The 21244-nt window shown below is 70.0% G+C and carries 19 protein-coding genes; 7 read left to right on the top strand and 12 right to left on the bottom strand.

Translation table 11 applies throughout. From position 1 onward, the window contains the following. Positions 1-245: 245 nt before the first annotated feature. Positions 246-911 carry a 16S rRNA (guanine(527)-N(7))-methyltransferase RsmG gene (gene rsmG / locus HFL01S_RS21925; RefSeq protein ID WP_066262751.1) on the bottom strand — a complete coding sequence of 222 codons (666 nt, stop codon included), beginning with the start codon at positions 909-911 and terminating at the stop codon, positions 246-248. Continuing rightward, positions 908-2905: a tRNA uridine-5-carboxymethylaminomethyl(34) synthesis enzyme MnmG gene (gene mnmG, locus HFL01S_RS21920; RefSeq protein WP_066262748.1), complete on the bottom strand. Its 1998-nt coding sequence runs from the start codon at positions 2903-2905 to the stop codon at positions 908-910. The genes rsmG and mnmG overlap by 4 nt, the downstream gene beginning before the upstream one ends. A 240-nt stretch (positions 2906-3145) precedes the next feature. On the opposite strand from mnmG, the gene HFL01S_RS21915 reads away from it, so the two are divergent. Further along, positions 3146-3736: an NADPH-dependent FMN reductase gene (locus tag HFL01S_RS21915; protein ID WP_066262786.1), complete on the top strand. Its 591-nt coding sequence runs from the start codon at positions 3146-3148 to the stop codon at positions 3734-3736. Positions 3737-3756: 20 nt separating this feature from the next. Here HFL01S_RS21915 and HFL01S_RS21910 read toward each other — a convergent pair whose 3' ends face one another. Beyond that, positions 3757-5142, bottom strand: a complete 1386-nt coding sequence (locus HFL01S_RS21910) for a virulence factor family protein (protein ID WP_066262746.1) — start codon at positions 5140-5142, stop codon at positions 3757-3759. Further along, complete coding sequence (gene mprF, locus HFL01S_RS21905) at positions 5139-7730, bottom strand: bifunctional lysylphosphatidylglycerol flippase/synthetase MprF (protein ID WP_084383559.1); 2592 nt, start codon at positions 7728-7730, stop codon at positions 5139-5141. Before mprF ends, HFL01S_RS21910 begins: the two co-directional genes overlap by 4 nt. Positions 7731-7781: 51 nt before the next feature. Here mprF and HFL01S_RS21900 point away from each other — a divergent pair, with 51 nt between their 5' ends. After that, a complete protein-coding gene (locus HFL01S_RS21900) occupies positions 7782-8066 on the top strand; it encodes a hypothetical protein (RefSeq protein ID WP_066262744.1) in 285 nt (94 codons plus the stop codon). Here the strand turns inward: HFL01S_RS21900 and HFL01S_RS21895 are convergent. From HFL01S_RS21895 to HFL01S_RS21880, 4 genes are all read right to left on the bottom strand, one after another. Then, positions 8041-8958: an alpha/beta fold hydrolase gene (locus HFL01S_RS21895; RefSeq protein WP_066262743.1), complete on the bottom strand. Its 918-nt coding sequence runs from the start codon at positions 8956-8958 to the stop codon at positions 8041-8043. The two genes, HFL01S_RS21900 and HFL01S_RS21895, sit on opposite strands and share 26 nt — an antisense overlap. 76 nt (positions 8959-9034) lie before the next feature. Next, positions 9035-9607, bottom strand: a complete 573-nt coding sequence (locus HFL01S_RS21890) for a YceI family protein (RefSeq protein WP_066262742.1) — start codon at positions 9605-9607, stop codon at positions 9035-9037. A 41-nt stretch (positions 9608-9648) separates the two neighbouring features. Continuing rightward, complete coding sequence (locus HFL01S_RS21885; RefSeq protein ID WP_066262741.1) at positions 9649-10212, bottom strand: YceI family protein; 564 nt, start codon at positions 10210-10212, stop codon at positions 9649-9651. Positions 10213-10231: 19 nt separating this feature from the next. Beyond that, the gene (locus HFL01S_RS21880; RefSeq protein ID WP_066262735.1) at positions 10232-10786 is read right to left on the bottom strand and encodes a cytochrome b; all 555 of its coding nucleotides are present in this window, start codon (positions 10784-10786) and stop codon (positions 10232-10234) included. Between the two features lie 136 nt (positions 10787-10922). On the opposite strand from HFL01S_RS21880, the gene HFL01S_RS21875 reads away from it, so the two are divergent. The 5 genes from HFL01S_RS21875 (at position 10923) to HFL01S_RS21855 (ending at position 15541) form a co-directional block, all read left to right on the top strand. Next, positions 10923-11576 (top strand): Crp/Fnr family transcriptional regulator, encoded by a 654-nt coding sequence (locus HFL01S_RS21875; protein WP_066262782.1) that lies wholly within the window; start codon positions 10923-10925, stop codon positions 11574-11576. Between the two features lie 115 nt (positions 11577-11691). Beyond that, a complete protein-coding gene (locus tag HFL01S_RS21870; protein WP_066262734.1) occupies positions 11692-11883 on the top strand; it encodes a YgaP family membrane protein in 192 nt (63 codons plus the stop codon). Between the two features lie 97 nt (positions 11884-11980). Then, positions 11981-12754 (top strand): class II aldolase/adducin family protein, encoded by a 774-nt coding sequence (locus tag HFL01S_RS21865; protein WP_066262732.1) that lies wholly within the window; start codon positions 11981-11983, stop codon positions 12752-12754. Between the two features lie 119 nt (positions 12755-12873). After that, a complete protein-coding gene (locus HFL01S_RS21860) occupies positions 12874-13221 on the top strand; it encodes a hypothetical protein (RefSeq protein WP_066262729.1) in 348 nt (115 codons plus the stop codon). Between the two features lie 13 nt (positions 13222-13234). Next, the gene (locus HFL01S_RS21855) at positions 13235-15541 is read left to right on the top strand and encodes a zeta toxin family protein (protein ID WP_066262727.1); all 2307 of its coding nucleotides are present in this window, start codon (positions 13235-13237) and stop codon (positions 15539-15541) included. A 7-nt stretch (positions 15542-15548) separates the two neighbouring features. Here the strand turns inward: HFL01S_RS21855 and HFL01S_RS21850 are convergent, their stop codons facing one another. From HFL01S_RS21850 to HFL01S_RS25230, 4 genes are all read right to left on the bottom strand, one after another. Beyond that, positions 15549-16886, bottom strand: a complete 1338-nt coding sequence (locus tag HFL01S_RS21850) for a glutamine synthetase family protein (protein ID WP_066262725.1) — start codon at positions 16884-16886, stop codon at positions 15549-15551. A gap of 54 nt (positions 16887-16940) precedes the next feature. Continuing rightward, a complete protein-coding gene (gene gabT, locus HFL01S_RS21845) occupies positions 16941-18239 on the bottom strand; it encodes a 4-aminobutyrate--2-oxoglutarate transaminase (protein ID WP_245644885.1) in 1299 nt (432 codons plus the stop codon). A 20-nt stretch (positions 18240-18259) separates the two neighbouring features. Further along, on the bottom strand, positions 18260-19738 hold the full coding sequence (locus tag HFL01S_RS21840) for an aldehyde dehydrogenase (RefSeq protein WP_066262724.1): 1479 nt from the start codon (positions 19736-19738) through the stop codon (positions 18260-18262). 120 nt (positions 19739-19858) lie between these two features. After that, positions 19859-21184: a hypothetical protein gene (locus HFL01S_RS25230; RefSeq protein WP_157539018.1), complete on the bottom strand. Its 1326-nt coding sequence runs from the start codon at positions 21182-21184 to the stop codon at positions 19859-19861. Between the last annotated feature and the right edge of the window lie 60 nt (positions 21185-21244).

The following is a 21244-nucleotide window of genomic DNA, read 5'->3' as shown; positions in this document are numbered from 1 at the left end:
CACACGCCACAGCCCCTCCAGGGTTTACCTGTGCGCACAACCCGGTGGTGCACCAACATTGCTTCTCGCAGGCCGTTGGCGATGTGCGCGGGCGCAGGCCCCATTCGCGGTTGCCCGCGCGGCGGCACTCAGGCCCGGTGTTGACGAAAGGGTCTCAGCGGACCCGGGCCTCTCCCCGCGAGCGTAGGCCGGAGAACGCGCATGTCGCCAATGGCCTGGCGCGATGTCTCAACGAGAAGCAGGACTTAAGCCGAAGCAGCAGGCCGCAGCCAGACGATGCACCGATCAGCCTGAAGCCCCGGCACCACCAACTGTTCCACGTGAAACACCGACACATCCGCCGGCAGCGCAGACAGTTCGTCCGCAGGGTGCTTGCCCTTCATCGCCATCCACACCGCCCCCGGCTTCAGCGCCGCACGCGACCAGGTCGTGAAGTCCACCAGCGAGGCAAAAGCCCGCGAGCAGACCACGTCGTAGCCGCTCCCCTCCTCCGCCTTCAGCGACTCCACCCGCGCATGAATCCCGCGCAGGTTCGGCAGCTTGAGCGACGCCGCCACCTGCTGGATGAAGGTCGCTTTCTTGAGCACCGTGTCCACGCAATGCACGTCAATCTGCGGGCAGGTGATGGCGATCACCACCCCCGGCAGCCCGCCACCTGAGCCCACATCCAAAAGCTTGATGGGTTGCCCGTCCGTCTGCCGAAGCAGCGGCTGGATCGCCGCCAGGCTGTCCAGCAGGTGGTGCGTCAGCATCTCCTGCGGATCGCGCACCGCGGTCAGGTTGTAGACCTTGTTCCACTTGGCGATCAGGTCCTGGTAGGCGAGCAGTTGATCGACCTGGATGTCCGACAGGTTCAGGCCGAGTTCGTGCAGCCCGGCTTCGAGCGCCGGCTTCAGGTTCACCGCGCTCATGCGCCCTGCTCTTCCGTGGTGCGGGCAAAGCCCTTGAACCCACCCTTCTTCAGGTGAATCATCAGCAGCGAAATGCTGGCCGGGGTGATGCCCGAGATGCGCGAGGCCTGGCCCAGCGTCTCCGGCCGGTGCTTGGCCAGCTTCTGCCTCGCCTCGAACGACAGCGCTGTGACCTGCGCGTAGTCCAGATCGGCCGGCAGCTTCAGGTGTTCGTAGTGCGATGCACGCTCCACTTCGTCCTTCTGCCGGTCGATGTAGCCCGAGTACTTGGCCGCGATCTCCACCTGCTCCACCACCGCGTCGTGCAGCTCGCCCAGTGTTTCACGTGAAACCACGGGGCGGGCGTCTTCGTCGCCTGCTTTGGCCGCTGGCGCCCAGCGGCCTTCGCCCATGCCCATCAGGACCGGGTACGACACACCCGGCCGGCGCAGCAGGTCGAACAGGTTGTATTCGCGCTCAATGGCCTTGCCCAGCACGCGCTCGGACTCGGCGGCTTCGAGGATGCGCGGGTTCACCCAGGTCGATTTCAGGCGCTCTGTTTCACGTGAAACAGCATCGCGCTTGCGGCTGAAAGCGCCCCAGCGGGCGTCGTCCACCAGGCCCAGTAAGCGGCCCTGCTCGGTCAGGCGCATGTCGGCGTTGTCCTCGCGCAGCTGCAGGCGGAACTCGGCCCGGCTGGTGAACATGCGGTAGGGCTCGGTCACTCCCTGGGTCACCAGGTCGTCCACCAGCACCCCCAGGTAGGCCTCGTCGCGGCGCGGCAGCCAGGCGTCCTTGCCCTGGCACTGCAGCGCGGCGTTCAGGCCGGCGAACAGCCCCTGGGCCGCCGCCTCTTCGTAGCCGGTGGTGCCGTTGATCTGGCCCGCGAAGAACAGGCCCTGGATCTGCTTGGTCTCGAAGCTGGCCTTGAGCGAGCGCGGGTCGAAGTAGTCGTATTCGATGGCGTAGCCCGGCCGCAGGATGTGGGCGTTTTCCAGCCCAGGCATGCTGCGCACCAGCGCGTACTGGATGTCGAACGGCAGGCTGGTGCTGATGCCGTTGGGGTAGACCTCGTGCGTGGTCAGACCCTCGGGTTCCAGGAAGATCTGGTGGCTGTCCTTGTCGGCGAAGCGGTTGATCTTGTCTTCCACACTCGGGCAGTAGCGCGGACCCACGCCCTCGATCTTGCCGGTGAACATGGGGCTGCGGTCGAAGCCGGAGCGGATGATGTCGTGCGTGCGCTGGTTGGTGCGGGTGATCCAGCACGGCACCTGTTTCGGGTGCAGCACCGATTGGCCCATGAAGCTGAACACCGGCACCGGCTGGTCGGGGTTCATGCCGCCGGGCACGCCGTCGCCCGGCTGCTCGGTGCACTTCGACCAGTCGATCGTCCGCCCGTCGATGCGCGGCGGCGTGCCGGTTTTCAGGCGACCCTGCGGCAGATTCAGTTCCTTCAGCCGCGCGCTCAGCGACACGGCGGGCGGATCGCCCGCCCGGCCGGCCGCGTAGTTGTTCAGGCCGACGTGGATCTTGCCGTCCAGGAAGGTGCCCGCCGTCAGCACCACGGTGCGGCTGCGGAAGCGGATGCCCACCTGCGTCACCGCGCCGACGACCCGGTCGCCCTCCACCATCAGGTCGTCCACCGCCTGCTGGAACAGCCACAGGTTCGGCTGGCTCTCCAGCATGCGGCGGATGGCGGCCTTGTACAGGATGCGGTCGGCCTGGGCGCGGGTGGCTCGAACCGCCGGGCCCTTGCTGCTGTTGAGGATGCGGAACTGGATGCCGCCCTCGTCCGTGGCCAGCGCCATCGCCCCGCCCAGCGCGTCCACCTCTTTCACCAGGTGGCCCTTGCCGATGCCGCCGATGCTGGGGTTGCAGCTCATCTGGCCCAGCGTCTCGATGTTGTGGGTGAGCAGCAGGGTGGCGCAGCCCATGCGCGCGGCCGCGAGCGCGGCCTCGGTGCCGGCATGGCCACCGCCAACGACGATCACATCGAATTCCTGGGGGTACAACATATATATAGAGCGCTTGGGAGGATCGGGCCCATCCGGACAGCCCGGTGGTCATGGGCGGTGTTTCACGTGAAACAGTGGCGGCGGGCCTGCCCTGGCCCGCGCCGACCCACTATTGTCCTAGATAGCGCCCAGCCCTGCGCCCCCACACCACTTACCCGTGCCCACCTCCCCACCGTCCGACCTGCCCGGCATAGCCCCCACGCAGGAATCCTGCGCCGACCCGCTGACACAATGCCGCCCATGAGCAACCCCACCCCCCTCCTCGTCTTCGCGGGCAGCACGCGCGCCCAATCCTTCAACCGCAAGCTGGCCGCCGTCGCCTCCGAGGTCGGTCGTGAGGCCGGCGCCGCCGTGACCCACATCGAGCTGGCCGACTTCGACGTGCCGCTGTACAACGCCGACCTCGAAGCCAAGGGCACGCCGCGAGACGTGGTGCGCCTGAAGGAACTGTTCTTCGCCCACCCGGCCTGGGTCGTGGTCTCGCCCGAGTACAACGGCAGCTACACCGGCCTGATGAAGAACACCATCGACTGGGTCTCCAGCCCCATCAAGGGCGACCCGGTCTGGTCCAGCGGCACCAAGCCGTTCGCCGGCAAGGTGGTCGGCATGCTGTCGGCCTCGCCCGGCGCGCTGGGTGGCCTGCGCAGCCTCTCGCACCTGGCGCCGCTGCTGATGAACCTTCAGTGCTGGGTGTCGCCGAAACAGTTCGCCCTGTCCAAGGCCGGCGAGGCCTTCACGCCCGATGGCCAGCTGGTGGCCGAGGCCGCACGCGAGAACGTGCGCGGCGTGGTCGAGCAGGTGCTCTGGGCCGCGCGGCGCTTCGGCGCCTGAGCCCTTCCCCGGCTCGCGCGTCAGCGGCTGCGCAGCAGGATCTGCTCGGCCAGCCCGTCGTAGTTGCCGCCGAAGTGGTGGTCGCCCTTGAGCGGCACCAAGGTCATCTGTTCGGGCGGGAGCTTGGGGCAGATGGTGTCGCGGTCGTCGGTGCCGTAGATGCAGGTGGCGCTGGCGGCCGTGAAGCCGGCCAGCTCGGGCGCCACCGGCGCGCCCCTGGCGTCTCGCGAGACCCAGTTGGTGAGCTTGAACTCGAAGGACGCCCGCTCGCCCGGCCCCAGCAGCACGGTCTGCGACACCATGGCCCGGGTCGCCGCCGGCAGCCGGTTGACGGCGAACGGCAGCACGTCGGCGCCCTGCGAGTAGCCGATCAGCACCACCCGCTGGCGCTTCCACTGCCGGGTGTAGGCGCGGATGGTGCGCGAGAGGTCGTCGGCAAAGCCCTGCGGCGTGCGCGCCGACCAGAAGTAGCGCAGCGAGTCCCAGCCGACCACCGGCACGCCCTTGGCCGCCATCACCGCGGCCACCCGCTTGTCCAGCCCGGCCCAGCCGCCGTCGCCCGAGACCAGCACCGCCAGCGTGTCCGAGGCCACGCTGGAGGGCACCTCCACCAGCGGCAGGTCGCCCACCTCGACGCCGGCCTCGGCGCTGAGCCGGCTGGTCGACACCTCGGTCGCCATGCGCCGGTACGACACCTCGTAGGCCGACAGGCCGGCCGCCGTGCCCAGCAGGTCGTCCCCCGCGCCCGGCACGCCCACCCAGTGGCTGCTCGGCACCTTGGCCACGAAGGCCTGCGTCGCCGCCACCGGGCAGCTGCGGTCCTGCGCGCCCTGCAGCGCCAGCCAGGGCGTCCGCATGGCCGTGTCCGGCAGCAGAGTGAGGGCTGACTTTTCTTTGTTGACCCGAAACACCGAGCCCTCGCCCTTGCACAACGGCTTGGTCAGCGGCAGGCTGGGGCAGAAGCCGAGCGACACCGCGCCGGAGAAGGTGCCCTCGGGCGCCTGCGCCGCCATGGCGTAGGCCAGCGCGCCGCCGGAACCCACCCCCACCGCCAGCGGCGGGAAGTAGGCCGGCAACCGGGCGTAGCCCTGCAGGAAGCGCGAGAGGTTTTCCACATCGCCCTCGGGCACCACACAAGTGCCGCCGTCCTGGTTGAAGTTGGCCAGCAGCGAGGGGGTGTCGATCGCCGCCACCACCGCGCCGGTGTCCAGCAGCACCTGGGCCGCCGCCCCGGGGCCGGCCGCGCCCCAGCCATTCGCGCCCGAGAACAACAGGGCCACGGTCTTGACCTCGCCCTTGGGGCGGAACAGCCGCACGTCCTTGAAGCGGCCGTGCGAGACGGTTTCCTGGGCGGCGGCGGGCACCAGGGCGGCGCCGAGCATGAGGGAGAGCAGCAGGGTCTTCATTTGGTGATCACGCGCCGCCAGCCGCCCGCGATCAGCGCGGCGGTGTCCGACAGCACCAGCAAGGGGGACAGGCCGCCCGGGGCCGCCAGGTAGCGGGGTTCCCAGACGGGATCGAATTTTTCCTTGAACGAGCGCAGGCCCTGGAAGTTGTAGAAGTTTTCGCCGTGGTTGAACAGCAGGCGCCCCAGGCGCTGCCAGCGCGGCGCCAGCCGGTGGCTGGCCATGCCCGAGAGCGGCACCATGCCCAGGTTGAAGCGCGCCACACCCTGTTCGCGCAGCTGCAGGATGATCTGCGTGAACAGGAAGTCCATGGTGGTCTTGGGGGCGTCGCCGCGCTGGCGCATCAGGTCCACCGCGGCCTCGGCGGGCAGGTCGGTGACCAGCATGGTGGCGAAGGCGACGATGCGGCCCTCGTGCCGCACCAGCGCCACCGGCTGGCGCATCACGTACTCGCGGCTGAAGGCGCCGAGCGAGAACGCCTTCTCCGCCGTGTCCTGCCGGCCCAGCCAGTCGTCGGACACCGCCTGCAGGGCGTCGAACTCCGCCTCGGCTGCCCCGGCGGGCAGCCACTCGAAGACCAGGCCATCGCGCTGGGCCCGCGCCACGCCGTGGCGCAGGTTGGCGCGGCGCTTGCCTTCCAGGCTGAAGCCGGCCAGCTCCACCGTGGCGCACTCGCCCAGCTTGTAGACCCGCAGGCCGGCGTCCAGGTACACCGGCAGCGCCTGAGGCCGCACCTGGTAGAAGGCCGCGCGCCCGCCCGACTCGCCCGCCAGCTCGACAAAGCGCCACACCAGCTCCGGCCATTCTTCGCGCGGGCCCACCGGGTCGTACAGCGCCACCCAGGAGCGGCCCTTGCGCGAGAACATCAGGAAGGCCCGGCCCGACTCCGAGAACATCAGGCACTTGTCGCCCATCAGCGCCAGGCCCGCGCCGGCGCTGTCCTGCGCCATCACCACGGCCTGAGCCCGGGTCAGCTCGGCCCCGTCGGGCCGCGGCAGCGCCGGCGGCGCGCGGTGCAGCAGATGGGCCAGCGCCACGCACAGCGTCAGCAGGGCCACGGCCACCATGGCGCGCAGCGAGCGCGGCGCATGGCCGTCGAACTCGAAGCGCCACCACACCCGGTCCACATAGGCCGTGTCCTGGTAGACGAACACCAGCAGCGCCGCCACCGCCGCCACCACGGCCAGCACCGCCGCCAGCCAGCCGCGCGAGAAGGCCAGCGACAGCACCGCCGCGCGCCGGTTGAAGTGGCGGTGCGACAGCGCCAGGGACAGCGCCAGCAGCCCCAGCAGCACCGCCTCGGACACCGCGATGCCCTTGGGCAGGCACAGCACCAGGCTGGCCAGCGCCAGCACCAGCCCAGCCCACCAGGCCACGTCCAGCCGCAGCAGCATGCCGCGCGCGACGAACAGCAGCGCCAGGCCGATCACGCTGGCCAGGAAGTGCGCCGCCTCCACCGCGGGGAGCGGCATGAACTGGCGCAGGTGCGCGGTGGCGTCCTCGGTGGCGGGCGTGGCGCCCGACACCAGCAGCACCACACCGCTGACGAAAGTGAAGGCCGACAGCAGCAGCGGCGCCAGCGCGGACGCCACCCGCACCAGCGGCGTCGACACGCCACGCCGCCACGACGAGCCCACCAGCAGCAGCAGCGCCAGGGCCAGCGGCAGCAGGTGGTAGATCACCCGGTACAGCACCAGCGCGCCCACCAGCCGGTCCGCCGGCACCTGCTGCCCCAGCGCCAGCAGCAGCACCGCCTCGAACACGCCCAGGCCACCCGGCACGTGGCTGATCACGCCGATGGCGATGGCCAGCGAATAGAAGCCGACAAAGGCCGGGAAGCCGACCGCGCCCGCGGGCAGCAGCACCCACAGCACGGCGGCGGCGGCCACCACGTCGAGCGCGGAAATCAGCAGCTGCTGGCCGGCCAGCGAGGCGCTGGGCAGGTGGAAGGTCCAGCCCGCCACCCTCCATTGCCCCCCGCGACGGCAGGCGCCCAGCGTCGCCGCTGTCACCACCAGCACCGCCACCCCGGCGGCGCGCAGCAGATCGGGCGGCGCACGCAGCAGCGAGGCCACCGACTCGGCGCCCCACACCAGCGCCGCCGCGCCGACCACCGCGATGCCGACCGTGAAGCCCAGGGCGTTGAACGCGATGGCGCGCGAGATCTGCCCCGCCTCCAGCCCCGCGGCCCCGTACAGCCGCAGCCGCACCGCGCCGCCGGTGAACACGCCCAGACCCACCGTGTTGGAGAGTGCGTAAGCGATGAACGAGGTCTGCGCCACCACCCGGTAGGGCAGGCGCGCGCCCGCGTACTGCAGGGCCGAGCGGTCGTAGAAGGTGAGCGCCAGGAAGCTCAGCGCCGTGGCCGCCACGGCGGCCAGCAGATCCCAGGCCGGGGTGTCCTTGGCGGCGGCCATCACGGCGCCGTAGCTGAACCCGTTCAGCACGCGCAGCACCGCCTCGGCCACCAGCCCGAACAGCAGCAGCCCCACGCCCAGGCGGAGCCAGAAACGCCAGCGCGTCAGACGCGCGGTCAGCAGCTCGGGCGCTGACAGCAACCATTTGGAAGAGAACCGTGGGGACGACATGCAGACCTTGAAACCGGGGAGCCCAGCCGCCCGAAAGGCGACAATGGTGCCATGCCTTTGAGCTCTCCGCCGCCCTGCCGCGCCGGTTGTGCGGCGTGTTGCATCGCGCCCTCGATCAGCAGCCCGATGCCCGGCCTGCCGGACGGCAAGCCCGCGGGCATGCCCTGCCCTCATCTCGACGAGGCCCTGCGCTGCCGCCTGTTCGGCCGGCCCGAGCGGCCGGCGGTCTGCGGCTCACTGCAGCCCAGCACCGAAATGTGCGGCGACACGCGCGAACACGCGCTGCATTTTCTGCAGCGGCTGGAGCAGGCTACGCAGCCTCTTTCGCGCGGATGAAGTCGGCCACCTGGGCACCCACCGGCGCCGCCAGCGCGTCGGGCAGCAGATGCCCCATGTCCAGCACCGTCAGGCGGGCCCCGGGGATCAGCCGAGCCAGCGCCTGGCCATGCGCCAGCGGCAGGCAGGGGTCTTCGGCCCCGTGCAGCACCAGGGTCGGCACCCGCAGCTGCGGCAGCCAGCCGGTGCGCGGCGCTGCGCGGTCCACCGCCAGCGCGTGCTGCATCGCGGCCAGCGGCTGGTGCCCCGCCGCCACCGCAGCGCGCGCCTGTTCGCGCACGGTGCCGGCCGGGAACGGATGCGAGCCGCCGTGGAACACCGACCAGCCCTGCACGGCCGCCTCGTCCGGCGCCAGCCCGCGGGCGCGCACCGAGGTCTCCAGCAGCGCCGACAGGAACCCCGGCACCGGCCCGGGCAGCCCGTCGGTGGGCACCGGACGTCCCAGCGTGGCGGCCATGTAGGGCCGGTGGTCGGGCGAGCTGCCCAGCAGCACCAGGCGGCTCACGCGCTGCGGCTGTTCGTGCGCCAGGTGCTGCGCGATGTAGCCGCCCATGGACCAGCCCACCACCGCCACCCGCGCCAGCCCCCAGGCGTCGAGCACGCGCAGCGCATCGGCCACCAGGTCGCCCAGCGCATACGGCGGCGCGTGCAGCGGGTGGACGAAGGAACGGCCGGTGTCGCGGTGGTCGTAGCGCAGCACCCGGCAGCCGGCCTGCACCAGCGCGGCCACAAAGCCCGGCGCCCAGAAATGCGCCGGGTTCATCGCCCCCATCACCAGCAGCACCGGCGGCCTGTCGGCCGGCCCGCAGGCCTCGCTGTACAGATCGCCCAGCCCGGGAACCGGCACGCGCCGCGCTTCCCAGTGGATGGTGTTGGTGGTCCCGGTGTTCATCGCCCGTTTGTACCGCAGCCCGCAAAACAAAAGGCCCGCAGCAGCGGGCCTTTGTTCAGGAACGGTGGCGCAGGGATTACTGCTTCACAGCCTCGACCTGCAGCACCAGGCGAACGTTCTTGGGGAAGCCCCAGTCGATGCCGTAGTTCACGCCGAAGGCGGTGCGGTCGATGGTGGCTTCGAAGTCGCCGCCGCAGACTTCGCGCTTGAGCATGGGGCTGTCGTAGCAGTTGAACTGCGTGGCCTTGAGCGTGACGGGCTGGGTCTTGCCGGCGATGGTCAGGTTACCTTCCACGGCCGAGACCTTGTCGCCGCTGAAGACGAACTTGCTGGAGACGAACTGGGCCTTGGGAAACTTCTCGGCGTTCAGGATCTCGGCGCTGGCCAGGTGCTTGTCGAACATGGCGGTGCCGGAGTTCACCGAGGCGATGTCGATGCTGATGTCCACGCTGCCGGTCTTGGCGGCCTTGTCGAAGCTGACCTTGCCTTCCTTCTTGTCGAAGCGGGCGCGGTTGGTCGTGGTGCCGAAGTGGCCGATCTCGAAGGTGGCGAAGGTGTGGGTCGGGTCGATCGCGTAATCGGCGGCCTGGGCGATGCCGGCGGTCGAGAGCACGGCCGCGGCGGCCAGCAGGGAGAGGGACTTGCGCATGGTTGAACTCCTGGATTGAGGTTGGAAAGGGAAACGCGAAATCAGAGCTTGGGTACGCCGGTCAGGGCGATCTTGAACTTCACCTGCACCTCGTCGGCGACCATCGAGGTGTCGGCCCACTCCTTCTCGCCGATGCGGAAGGTCAGGCGCTTGATCGGGAAGGCGCCGCTGGCCACGGTGGTGGCGCCGTTCTGTGCCAGCGTGACCGGCACAACCACGTCGCTGCTCACGCCCTTGATGCTCAGCTTGCCGGCGACTTCGTACTTGGTGGCGTCGATGCGCTTGATGGCGCTGGACTGGAAGGTGGCCTTGGGGAACTGGGCCACGTTGAACCAGCTGGCCTTGGGCAGCTCGGCGTTGGCCTCGCGGCTGATGTCGGCGCTGCCGGTGTCCACGGTGAAGGCGATGCTGCTGGTGGCCAGCTTGGCCGGGTCGAACGCCACCTGGGCGCTGAAGCTCTTGAACTTGCCATCCACCGGCACGCCCATCTGGCGGCTGGTGAACGCGACCTCGCTCTGGGCGGGCACGATGGCTTGCTGCGCCTGAACGGCCAACGGGGAGACGCTTGCGGCGACCAGCGCCAGGGAAAGAAGACGGGTGTTCATGAAACGGCTCCTGAAAAGATCAGCGGCTGAAGCCCATGCGTTGCATGAGGCCATCGCGGTCAACGAAATGGTGTTTGAGCGCCCCGGCCACGTGCAGCAGCACCAGGCCCGCCATGGACAAAGCCGCGATCTTGTGGGCTTCCTTGAGCGCGTCGGCCAGGCCCTCGCTCACCGGCACGAAGTCGGGCAGCGGCAGCACGCCGAACAGCACCACCGGGAAACCGGCGGCCGAGCTGAAGGCCCAGCCGCTCAGCGGCACGGCGAAGAACAGCGCGTACAGGCCGATGTGGGTGGCGTGGTGGGCCAGCTTCTGCCAGCCGGGCATGGCGGCCTCGATGGCCGGGGGCAGCGCGGGCGGCGACTTCAGGATGCGGGTGACCAGGCGAACCGCGGAGAAAGCGAGCACCAGCACACCGGCCCACTTGTGCCAGCTGTAGTACTGCAGCCGGGCGGGCGAGAACGGCAGTTCGTGCATGTAGACGCCCAGCGCGAAGTTGCCCACGATGAGCAGGGCCAGCGCCCAGTGCAGGGCCCGGGCCAGCGGGTGGTAGGGGGTGACGGAGGAGGTAACCATGGCGGCAGTGTAGGGATGGGCCCGCCGGCTCAGGTCAAAAGCGCTTGAAGCCTGAGTTCAAAAAAATTGAACGAACTTTATCTTCTCGTTCGCATCACCCTCATCCTGGACAAGCCCCGCCCCTACAATGCGCCGCATGTCCCAGACCGCCCCGCCCGACCTGCTGACGCTGTACCCGGCGCTGGCCGCTCTGCCGGCGGTGGTGGCGAAACTCACCCCGATGACCGTGCCCGCCGGCACCCGGCTGTTCCGCGAGAACGACCCCTGCCAGGGCTTTCCGCTGGTGCTGTCCGGCGAGGTCAAGGTCTCGCGCAGCGCGGCCAACGGGCGCGAGCTGGAGCTGTACCGCGTCGCCCCTGGCGAAATGTGCCTGGTGTCCTCGGCCGGCCTGTTCGCCCACCAGCCGCTGACCGCGCGCGGCGTCGCCACCAGCGAGACCACGCTGTGCCTGCTGCCACCGCCCGCCTTCCAGGCCGCGCTGGCCGACACCGGGTTCCGCGAATACGTGCTGGGCCTGTTCGCGGCGCGCATGGCCGACCTTACCGGCCTGATCGAGGCCATCGCCTTCCAGCGCCTGGACAGCCGCCTTGCCGCCGCCCTGCTCGGCCACGGCCAGACGCTCAGGACCACCCACCAGGCCCTGGCCGACGAGCTGGGCACGGTGCGCGAGATCGTCACCCGGCTGCTGCACCGCTTCGAGCGCGACGGCCTGGTCGAGCTCTCGCGCGAGAGCATCGCCATCAAGGACAGCGCCGGCCTGCGCGCACTGGCCGCCGGCCAGGCCGGCTGAGCCCCCTGCTCCTGTTGCGCCCCCCTGCGAACCCTGTGTGACCGCGGTCACAGACCGACCGGGGCCGCTGCGGCTCCAATACGTCCGCACCCTCAAACACTCACAGGAGCTTCACATGACCAAGAACGTTGGCGGCGTTGACCGCACCCTCCGCATCGTCGTCGGCCTCTCCCTCATCGCGGCCGCCGCCACCGGCACCATCGGCGCCTGGGGCTACATCGGCGTCGTGCCCCTGCTGACCGGCCTGACAGGCTGGTGCCCGCCCTACGCCATCCTCGGCTTCAACACCTGCAGCATGAAGAAATAAGCCCTGCGGCTGTCGGACCTGCGACAGCCTGCATGCCGTGTCCGCGCGACCATGTCGCGCACAGCCGCCCACCCCGACGCGGCGCAGGAGACATGGCATGCTCAACATCCCGTCGCTCAAGGACTCGGTCAGCGCCGAGGAATGGCAGCTGCGCTGCGACCTCGCGGCCTGCTACCGGCTCGTGGCCGCCTACGGCTGGTCCGACCTGGTGTTCACCCACATCAGCGCCAAGCTGCCCGACAGCGTCACCGGCGGCGAACACCAGTTCCTGATCAACCCCTACGGCCTCATGTTCGACGAGATCACGGCGAGCAGCCTGGTCAAGGTCGACATGCAGTGCAACAAGCTGCTGGACTCGCCCTTCCCGGTCAACCCGGCCGGCTTCGTCATCCACAGCGCGGTGCACGAGGCGCGGCCCGAGGTGCAGTGCGTGCTGCACACCCACACCCGCGCGGGCGTGGCGGTCAGCGCGCAGAAGGCCGGCATCCTGCCCATCAGCCAGCAGAGCACCTTCGTGCTGGCCTCGCTCGCGTACCACGGCTACGAGGGTGTGGCCTTCCGCCCCGACGAGAAGCCACGCCTGCAGGCCGACCTGGGCCGCGCCAACTTCCTCGTGCTGCGCAACCACGGCCTGCTGACCGTGGGCAGCTCGATCCCCGACGCCTTCCTCTCGATGTACACCTTCGAGAACACCTGCCGCATCCAGATCGACGCGCAGGCCGGCGGCGGTGAGCTCACCCAGGTGGACCCGCGCATCCTCGCCGGCATGGCCGAGGTGATGAAGATCGCGACCGCCGGCCAGGGCGCGATGCTGGCCTGGCCGGCGCTGCTGCGCAAGCTCGACCGCAGCGACCCGTCTTACCGGACCTGAGCCGGACCACGCCGCGCCAGGGCGGTGGCGGCGAACCGCAGGCGGTTGGACCGGGCGGCACCGGGGTGTGGGAACATCCCGGTTCGTCGTTCACAACAACCGATTTCAGGGAAGCCGCCATGACCACCCACACGTTCACCGAACACCCGCCTGTGCCCAAGGTGCTGCAGGAGGCGCTGAAGGACTATCCGGAGCTGATCAAGGAGCTGGAGCGCGGACTCGGGTCCGTGGGTCGGTCGCCCGGCATGAGCAAGGCCCAGCTCGCAGACCAGCTGGAAGCCGCCATCGGCGTTCTTGAAAACATCCTGGGCTTGTTCGCATCCAACGCAGCAGAGGAGCGAACGCGCGCCAATACTTCCGGCGATCCAGATGCCATGGAACGCGCCCGGGCCAAGGACCTACTGATGTTCGATTGCCGCTCCCGGGTCCCGGACACACTCGTCGAACTTGCGACGTTCTTTGGTTGAGCCGGGGCATCACATGGCAGAGGACATCAAGCCCCTACCTGATGCCGAGCATGCCGCGGTCCTCCGCGAAAAGGTGCTGGGTGCTCGCAGCTACACAGACGTTGTCGGAGGACATACCCGGCCCACCGCCATCATCCTGTCGGGTCAACCCGGTTCCGGCAAGGGCAGTCTGACCGCGGCTGCCAAGGCCGAGTTCAACGGGAACATTGCCGTCGTGGACCCGGACACGCTGCGGGACGCGCACCCGTCGGCCGGTGTTCTGAGACGCAACCACCCCTACACCTGGGCCGACCACACCCACCCCGATGCAAGCCAGTGGGCCAAGGAGCTGCGCGCTGATGCCATCGCCCAGCGCAAGCACCTGGTCATCGACTCCACCATGCCCAAGGCGGAGCTGATCAGGGAGCTTCAGGCCAAGGGCTACCAGGTGGAGGTCCGTGCGGTGGCCGCCCACCGGTTTGAGAGTGAACTGGGCGTGGACCATCGCTTTGGAAAGGGCATTGATGAGACTGGCTACGGCCGCTACGTGCCCGAACATCTCCGCAACGATGTCTACAAACAACTCCCCGCCACCCTCGACGACGTGGCAAGGCAGACCGGCGTACCGGTGCAGATCTACGACCGCGAGGGCAGGCTGCATTTCGACTCGCGCACCGCTCCCAACGCCTCGCCCGGACGCGCGCTGGAGTCCGCCCGCCTCGGCCGCCTGACCCAGGACCGGCTGAACGATCTGCACGCATCCACCGACGCGCAGCGCCAGTGGCACCGCGACCTGCCAGACCGCGTGCCCAATCAGCGCGTCAGCCCGGACACGGCCCGCCACCTGCTGGACGAGCGCCAGACCGGCCGGGTGGAAGAAGGCGTCAAGCGCCTGCACAACGAGGTCGGTGGCTACCGCGCCGTGCGCCCCACCGTCAAAGCCGCGGGCGTGCTGGGCACAGCCTACGGCGTGGTGGACGCCAAAGACCAGGTCGACGCCGCCATCGACACCGCGCGCTCCAACCGCGAGCAGTGGGTGCGCGGCGGCGAGGAGACGGCCAACCAGACCGTCAAGACCGCCGTCACCGGCGGGGCGGCCACCGTGGGCGCCATCCCGGGCGCGGCCGTCGGCACGCTCACCAGCCCCGTGACGGGGCCGGTCGGCCCGGTGGTCGGCGGTCTGGCCACCGGTGGCGCCGCAGCGGTCGGCGCGGAAAAGCTCTACGAGGACTCGCGCCTGCAGCAGTGGAGCAAGACCCTGGGGCGCGAGGTGGGGCAGCTGGGCTACGACTACGTGTCCAAGGAAGGCCGCCTGCTGCGCCAGGTCAACGGCCTCAGAGAGGACCTGCAGCACACCACCGACCCGGCCGAGCGCGCGCGCCTGCAAACCCGGCTGGACACGGCCAGCGCGGCCTTCGGCAAAGAGGCCGAGCGCAACGGGCGCTACTTCGAGGGCCGGGCCGGCATCGACAAGGGCTGGGAGGCGATGCACGCGCGCTTTCCCAAGGTGGACAAGGACGACGTGAACGACGCCCTGGCCCGCCACATCGACGCCAGCAAGAAGCCTGCCGACGCCGTGCGCGGGGCCTACAGCGACGCGGTGCACGAGAAGTACCCGCGCGCCCTGCCCCACGAGCCGCTGGAGAACTACCGCGCCCTGAGCAAAGAGCAGCTGGCGCAGAAACACCAGCAGTTCGCGGGCGAGGTGGCGCAGGGCCGCCGCACGGTGGAGGCGCTGCAAGCCAACAAGGACTCGCACAACAACGTCGACCAGGGCTGGCCCAGGGCGCTGGCGCAGCAGCGCCAGGCCGGGCGCGTGCAGCAAGGGGCCAACGAGCTGTGGCGGGACATCGGTCACCTGGGCGCGATCCGGGGCGCCTACAAGGAACGCGGTCTGCCGCCGCCGGAGCTGCCGGCCGAGCTCAAGCCCCGCGCCCCTCAGGCCTCGCCGGTGCGCCCGTGCCAGACCTCGCACACATCCGAACAGCAGCGCCACCACGCGCTGGCCCGGGAGCAGCTGGCGCCGGGGCTGCGCGCCCGGGGGCTGGACGACGAGCGCATCGACCGCGTGAGCGCCGCCGCCGTGAACCACGCGCAGGCGCATGCGAACCGCGGCGAGGTGCGCGCCTTCCACCTGAGCAAGGATGGCGAGCGGATCGCGATGGTGCAGGCCGGCGCGCCGGTCAGCGAGTTCAGTGTGCGCGAGGCGCAGACAAAACCCGCAGAGCAGCACCTGGCGCAGGCGCAGCAAACGGCGCAGGTGCAGGCGCAGGACACCGCGCGCACCGCCGCAGCCCCGGCCGCACCTGCCCACACGGCGCCCGAGCGCGCGATGGCTTGACCGCCCCTCAGAACCCGTCCGCGTAGCGCGCCAGCTCCCAGTCGCTCACCTGCTGCGCGTACGCATCCCACTCGGCGCGCTTGAGCGTGAGGAACTGCTCGCAGAAGGCCTCGCCCAGGTCGTCGCGCAGGATGGCGTCGGCGCGCAGCGCGGCCAGGGCCTCGTGCAGGTCGCGCGGCAGGCGCGGCGGCAGGGTCTCGCCGGCCGCGTGCCGCTGGTAGAGGTCGGCGTCGATGGCCTCGGGCGCGGGCAGCTCGCGGTCGAGGCCGTCCAGCCCCGCGGCCAGCGTGGCCGCCAGCGCCGCGTACACATTGCACGAGGGGTCGGGCAGGCGCCACTCGATGCGGCCCGCCACCGTGCGCACGAGGCAGGTGCGGTTGTTGTCGCCCGCCGCCTTCCACACCGGCGACCAGGTCGTGCCGGACGCGCTCTCGCTCACCGCCAGCCGCTTGTAGCTGTTGACCGTGGGCGCGCACAGCGCGGCCAGCGCATCGCCGTGTTCCAGCAGGCCAGCCGCGAACTGCAGGCCGGCGGCGCTCAGGCCCATGGAGCCCTCCGCGTCGGCCATCACGGGCCGGCCTTCGGCATCGGTCAGGCTGAGGTGGAAATGCAGGCCACTGCCGGGCGCGCCCGCCAGCGGCTTGGGCATGCAAGAGAACACCTGTCCGTGCTGCTGCGCCACCGCGTGCGCGGTGAGCTTGAACAGCTGGTAGCGGTCGGCCGCGGCCAGGGCCTCGTCGTACAGGTAGTTGATCTCGTACTGGCCCGTCGCGTCCTCGTGGTCCATCTGCTGCAGCTCGAAACCGAGCGCGCCCAGATGGCGTCGCATGTCGTCCAGAAAGCCGTGGTTGCGCACGATGGCCTTGAGGTCGTAAGACGGCTTGCCGAGCCGGTCCTCGCCGTCGGCCACGGCCCAGCGCCCCTCGGCGCCCCGGCGCAGCAGGAAGAACTCGGGCTCGATGCCGACGTGGAAGGTCCAGCCGCGTTCGCGCAGGCGCGCCAGCTGGCGCCGCAGCATCTGGCGCGAGCAGGTGTCCAGCGGCTGCCCACCCGCAAAGCCGTCGCACACTGCGTGCGCCACACCCGGCAACCACGGCAGCGGCCGCAGCGAATCGGGCACCACGCGGCCGTAGTACTCGCTGCGCGCGCCCATGCGCGGCAGGCCCGTGCCCCAGATGCTGGGGCCCGCGAAACCGGCGCCGGTGGCCACCGCGTCGGGCAGCGCCTCCAGCGGCACCAGCTTGCCCTTGGGCACGCCGTGCAGGTCGGTGAAGGTGGCCATCACCGTGTGGATGCCCTGCTCGCGCAGGGTGGCGGTGCGTTGTTCAAGGCTGGGCTGGTCCATGCGGGTTCCAGGCAACAAAAAGCCGGGCGAACCCGGCTGGTGTGAAAGGGGGACTCAGGCCAGCGCGTCGGCCATTGTGGCGTCGAGCACGCCCAGCGCCTCGGCGAACACGCTGTCTTCAATCGTCAGCGGGAACAGGAAACGGATCACGTTGCCGTAGACGCCGCAGGTCAGCAGCAGCAGACCGCGCTTGAGGGCGGCGGCCTGGATGCGTTTGGTCAGGTCGGCGTCGGGCGCGCCGGCGGCGTCGACGAACTCGGCCGCCACCATGGCGCCCAGGCCGCGCACGTCGGCGATCCGCGGCTGTTTCGCCTGGTGTGCCTTCAGGTGCGCGACCAGCCGGTCGCCCAGGATCTGCGCGCGCTCGGGCAGCTTTTCCTCGGCCATCACGTCCAGCACCGCATGCGACGCGGCAATCGCCAGCGGGTTGCCGGCATAGGTGCCGCCCAGGCCGCCCGGCGCGGGGCCGTCCATGATCGCGGCCTTGCCGCTGACGGCCGACAGCGTGGTGCCGCCGGCCATGCTCTTGGCCATGGTGATCAGGTCGGGTTTGGCGCCGTAGTGCTCCATCGCGAACATCTTGCCGGTGCGCGCGAAGCCGGTCTGCACCTCGTCGGCGATCAGCAAAATGCCGTGCTGGTCGCACAGCTGGCGCAGCCACAGCACAGCCTCTTTTTGGATCGGGTTGAAGCCGCCCTCGCCCTGCACCGGCTCGAACACGATGGCCGCCACGCGGCTGGGCTCGATGTCGCACTTGAACACGTGCTCCATCGCCTTCTTCGTGTCCTCCAGCGAACTGCAGTGGCACGGGAACGGCACGTGGTAGATCTCGGGCGGGAACGGCCCGAAGCCGGCCTTGTAGGGCTGGACCTTGCCGGTCAGCGCCACCGCGAACAGGCTGCGGCCGTGGAAGGCGGCGCCGAAGGCGATCACGCCGCTGCGGCCGGTGGACGAGCGCGCGATCTTGATCGCGTTCTCGATCGCCTCGGCGCCGGTCGAGAAAAAGGCCGTCTTGGCCGGACCGTCGATGGGCACGATGGCGTTGATGCGCTCGGCCAGCGCAACGTATTCGGTGTAAGGCACGACCTGGTAGCAGCTGTGCGTGAAGCGCTGCAGCTGCGCCGCAATCGCCGCCTGCACCTTGGGGTGCACGTGGCCGGTGTTCAACACCGCAATGCCGCCCGCGAAGTCGATGAAGCGCCGGCCCTCGATGTCCCAGAACTCGGCGTTCTTGGCGCGCTCAATGAAGAAGTCGCCCATCACCCCCACACCGCGCGGCGTGGCCGCCTGCCGGCGCGCGTGCCAGGCGGCGTTGGTGTGCTCTGACATGTGGTCGGTCTTGAGGTCGTTCATGGCGTTCATGGGTGTCTCCTTCAGATCGGGCTGTCGATGCGAATCCATGTGGTCTTGCACTCGGTGTACTTGTCGAACGCGTGCAGCGACTTGTCGCGCCCCACCCCGCTCTGCTTGAAGCCACCGAAGGGCACGGTGATGTCGTCCTCGTCATAAGAGTTGACGTGTACCGTGCCCGCGCGCAGCGCGCGCGCCACGCCATGCGCCTTGTTGATGTCGCGCGTCCACACCGCGGCCTGCAGGCCGTAGATGTTGTTGTTGGCCTGCTTCACCACGTCGGCCGCGTCGGTGAACGACAGCACCGACAGCACCGGGCCAAAGATCTCCTCGCGCGCGATGGTCATGCTGTTGGTCACGCCGTCGAAGATGGTGGGCTGCACGTAGCAGCCGCCGGCCACCGGCGCCACGCGCTCGCCACCGGCCAGCAGCTTGGCACCTTCGCTCTGGCCCAGGCCGATGTAGCGCATCACGTTGTCCAGCTGCACCTGGTCGACGATGGCGCCCATCACCGTGTTCTTGTCCAGCGGGTTGGCCGGCTGGTACTGCGGCACCAGCTTCAAGGCCTTCTCCAGGAAGGCGTCCTTGATCGAGGCCTCGACGAACAGGCGCGAGGGCGCGTTGCAGCTCTCGCCCTGGTTGAAGAAGATGCTGCCCACCGAGGCCTCGACCGCCTTGTCCAGGTCCGGGCAGTCGGCGAACACGATGTTGGGCGACTTGCCGCCCAGCTCGGTCCAGGCGCGCTTGAGGTTGCTCTGCCCGGCCATCACGTGGATCTGCTTGCCCACGCGGGTGCTGCCGGTGAAGGCGATGCAGTCCACGTCCATGTGCAGCGCCAGCGGCGAACCGGCCTCGGGGCCGTAACCGGTCACCACGTTGAACACGCCCGCGGGAATGCCGGCTTCCAGCGCCAGCTCGGCCAGCTTGAGCGCCGTCAGCGGGCTCTTCTCGGATGGCTTGAGCACCACCGAATTGCCCGCGGCCAGGGCCGGCGCGATCTTCCACGCGGCCATGATCATCGGGTAGTTCCAGGGCACGATGACGCCGACCACGCCCACCGGCTCGCGGGTGATCAGGGCCAGCGCCGTGTCGGGCGTGGGCGCGATCTCGTCGTAGACCTTGTCCACCGCCTCGCCGTACCAGCGCACGCAGTTGGCCGCGCTGTTCACGTCCACGCCCTTGGCGTACTTCACCGGCTTGCCCATGTCGAGCGACTCGGTCAGCGCCAGCAGGTCGCCATGGGCCTGGATCAGCTCGGCGAACTTGATCATCACGCGCTTGCGCTGCGCGGGCGCCTTGCCGGCCCAGCGGCGGTCTTCAAAAGCGGCCCGGGCGGCGGCCACGGCGGCGTCGATGTCGGCCTGGCCGCATCGGGCCACCTGGGTCAGCACGCGACCGTCGACCGGCGAGATGCAGTCGAAGGTCTGGCCGTCGCGGGCGGCGACGCGCTCACCGTTGATGAGGGCGCGGCCGTCGAAGGAAGGGTTGGTGATGTCGGACATGGGCACGGGTCTCCACAATGAATTGGCACCATGCTAAGGCAACATCCGGTCAAATGTTGCGTCCACTTTCGACACCCGGAAGGGCCGAGTGGACTCAGCCGCGGCGCGTGGGGCGCCCGCTCACTGCGCCGCGTCCCGCTCGAACCGCCGCCGCAGCCAGGTGCGCCGCTCGTAGTCGCTCTGCACCACCGGCACCCCATACAGCGCATGGCAGCCGTAGGCCAGCACGTCGTCGCGACCACGCAGCACCATATACGGCTCGCCGCTGCGGCGCCAGTCCTGCGCCAGCCGCTTGCAGACGCGGCGCACCTTGTCGCGGGTCACGGGTTCGAGCGTGGTCGCGGCCTCGATGAAGCTGTCCTGGCCCACCACAAAACGCCCCAGCTGCACCCCGGCCAGCACCACCGCCAGCGCCAGTCCGCCCCACAGCGGCACCCGCCAGGCCACACCGGTCGGCGGCCAGCGCGCAATCACCAGCAGCGCCAGCAAGGGCAGCGGCAGCATCATCCGGTAGAGCGAGAAGAAGGGCGAGCCGGCGTTGTACTCGGCGAACTTGTTGTTGCCCACCATCAGCGCGATGAGCAGCGCCAGACCCGCGGCGCCCAGCGCCCAGCGCCAGCCGTCCGCCAGCGTCGCCGGGTCGCGCCGCTCGGCTCGGATCACCAGCGCCCCGGCACCCAGTGCAAGCAGCAACAGGCCGCCCAGCGCCACCACCACGTCGGGGTTCTGCAGGTTGCCCAGCAGGTAGCCCGGCCGGAAGAACAGGTCGGGGAAGCGGTGCACCACATGGTCGGGGTTCCACACGTAGAACAGGCCCAGCACCTTGAACAGGGCATAGCCCAGCAGCAGCCCGGCCCCGGCCAGCAGCCAGCGCCGCCGGTCGGGCAGGAACACCAGGGCCGGCAGCATCAGCACGTTGCTCATGTAGGAACCGGTGCAGAAACCGACCAGGGCCGCCCAGCCGATCTGCGCCGGGGCCGACGGCGCCGCCGGGCGCAGCAGCATCGCCAGGCCCAGCCAGGCCAGCGCGATGCCGGTGATGAAGCCGCGCGGCAGCGCCGCGGCCAGCGTGTACTCCAGCGGCAGCGCCAGGAACAGCAGGGTCACGCCCAGCGCCGCCCAGGGCCGCTCGCGGCCCAGCCACCAGGCGGTCAGCGCCCAGGGCAGGTAGAAGCTCAACGCGGCCACCAGCTTGACCGCCACCAGCGGGTCCAGCCCCAGCCAGACCGCGGGCACAGCCAGGTAGGCCTCGAACGGCAGCAGGTAGGCCTGGCCGTAAAAGAAGGGCTCGTGGAACTCGCCGCGCGCCATCCACGCGGCCTGGTCGGCCACCACCAGCTGGTCCGGGTCCAGCCAGACGGCGTGGAAGCCGGCCTGGTGAACCACGGCGTGCAAGAGGAACAGGCCCAGCAATCCGAGCGGGGCAAGGGGAAGTCTGTGGGACACCGGGCACGAAGTCCGCAAGCGCGGAGACGACAAAACTGCCAGCTTAACCGAGGCCCCCCG

It is taken from the genome of Hydrogenophaga flava NBRC 102514 (assembly GCF_001571145.1).
Lineage (GTDB): Bacteria > Pseudomonadota > Gammaproteobacteria > Burkholderiales > Burkholderiaceae_C > Hydrogenophaga > Hydrogenophaga flava.
This window is presented reverse-complemented; position numbering and strand designations above follow the sequence as displayed.

Bases quoted from the DNA above. Each gene is read 5' to 3' on its own strand.
- mprF (WP_084383559.1), bottom strand. From the start codon at position 7,730: ATGTCGTCCCCACGGTTCTCTTCCAAATGGTTGCTGTCAGCGCCCGAG.
- HFL01S_RS21890 (WP_066262742.1), bottom strand. From the start codon at position 9,607: ATGCGCAAGTCCCTCTCCCTGCTGGCCGCCGCGGCCGTGCTCTCGACC.
- HFL01S_RS21895 (WP_066262743.1), bottom strand. From the start codon at position 8,958: ATGAACACCGGGACCACCAACACCATCCACTGGGAAGCGCGGCGCGTG.
- HFL01S_RS21840 (WP_066262724.1), bottom strand. From the start codon at position 19,738: ATGTCCGACATCACCAACCCTTCCTTCGACGGCCGCGCCCTCATCAAC.
- mnmG (WP_066262748.1), bottom strand. From the start codon at position 2,905: ATGTTGTACCCCCAGGAATTCGATGTGATCGTCGTTGGCGGTGGCCAT.
- HFL01S_RS21885 (WP_066262741.1), bottom strand. From the start codon at position 10,212: ATGAACACCCGTCTTCTTTCCCTGGCGCTGGTCGCCGCAAGCGTCTCC.
- HFL01S_RS21900 (WP_066262744.1), top strand. From the start codon at position 7,782: ATGCCTTTGAGCTCTCCGCCGCCCTGCCGCGCCGGTTGTGCGGCGTGT.
- HFL01S_RS21855 (WP_066262727.1), top strand. From the start codon at position 13,235: ATGGCAGAGGACATCAAGCCCCTACCTGATGCCGAGCATGCCGCGGTC.
- HFL01S_RS21860 (WP_066262729.1), top strand. From the start codon at position 12,874: ATGACCACCCACACGTTCACCGAACACCCGCCTGTGCCCAAGGTGCTG.
- HFL01S_RS21870 (WP_066262734.1), top strand. From the start codon at position 11,692: ATGACCAAGAACGTTGGCGGCGTTGACCGCACCCTCCGCATCGTCGTC.
- HFL01S_RS21910 (WP_066262746.1), bottom strand. From the start codon at position 5,142: ATGAAGACCCTGCTGCTCTCCCTCATGCTCGGCGCCGCCCTGGTGCCC.
- HFL01S_RS21875 (WP_066262782.1), top strand. From the start codon at position 10,923: ATGTCCCAGACCGCCCCGCCCGACCTGCTGACGCTGTACCCGGCGCTG.
- HFL01S_RS21865 (WP_066262732.1), top strand. From the start codon at position 11,981: ATGCTCAACATCCCGTCGCTCAAGGACTCGGTCAGCGCCGAGGAATGG.
- gabT (WP_245644885.1), bottom strand. From the start codon at position 18,239: ATGAACGACCTCAAGACCGACCACATGTCAGAGCACACCAACGCCGCC.
- HFL01S_RS21850 (WP_066262725.1), bottom strand. From the start codon at position 16,886: ATGGACCAGCCCAGCCTTGAACAACGCACCGCCACCCTGCGCGAGCAG.
- HFL01S_RS21915 (WP_066262786.1), top strand. From the start codon at position 3,146: ATGAGCAACCCCACCCCCCTCCTCGTCTTCGCGGGCAGCACGCGCGCC.
- HFL01S_RS21880 (WP_066262735.1), bottom strand. From the start codon at position 10,786: ATGGTTACCTCCTCCGTCACCCCCTACCACCCGCTGGCCCGGGCCCTG.
- rsmG (WP_066262751.1), bottom strand. From the start codon at position 911: ATGAGCGCGGTGAACCTGAAGCCGGCGCTCGAAGCCGGGCTGCACGAA.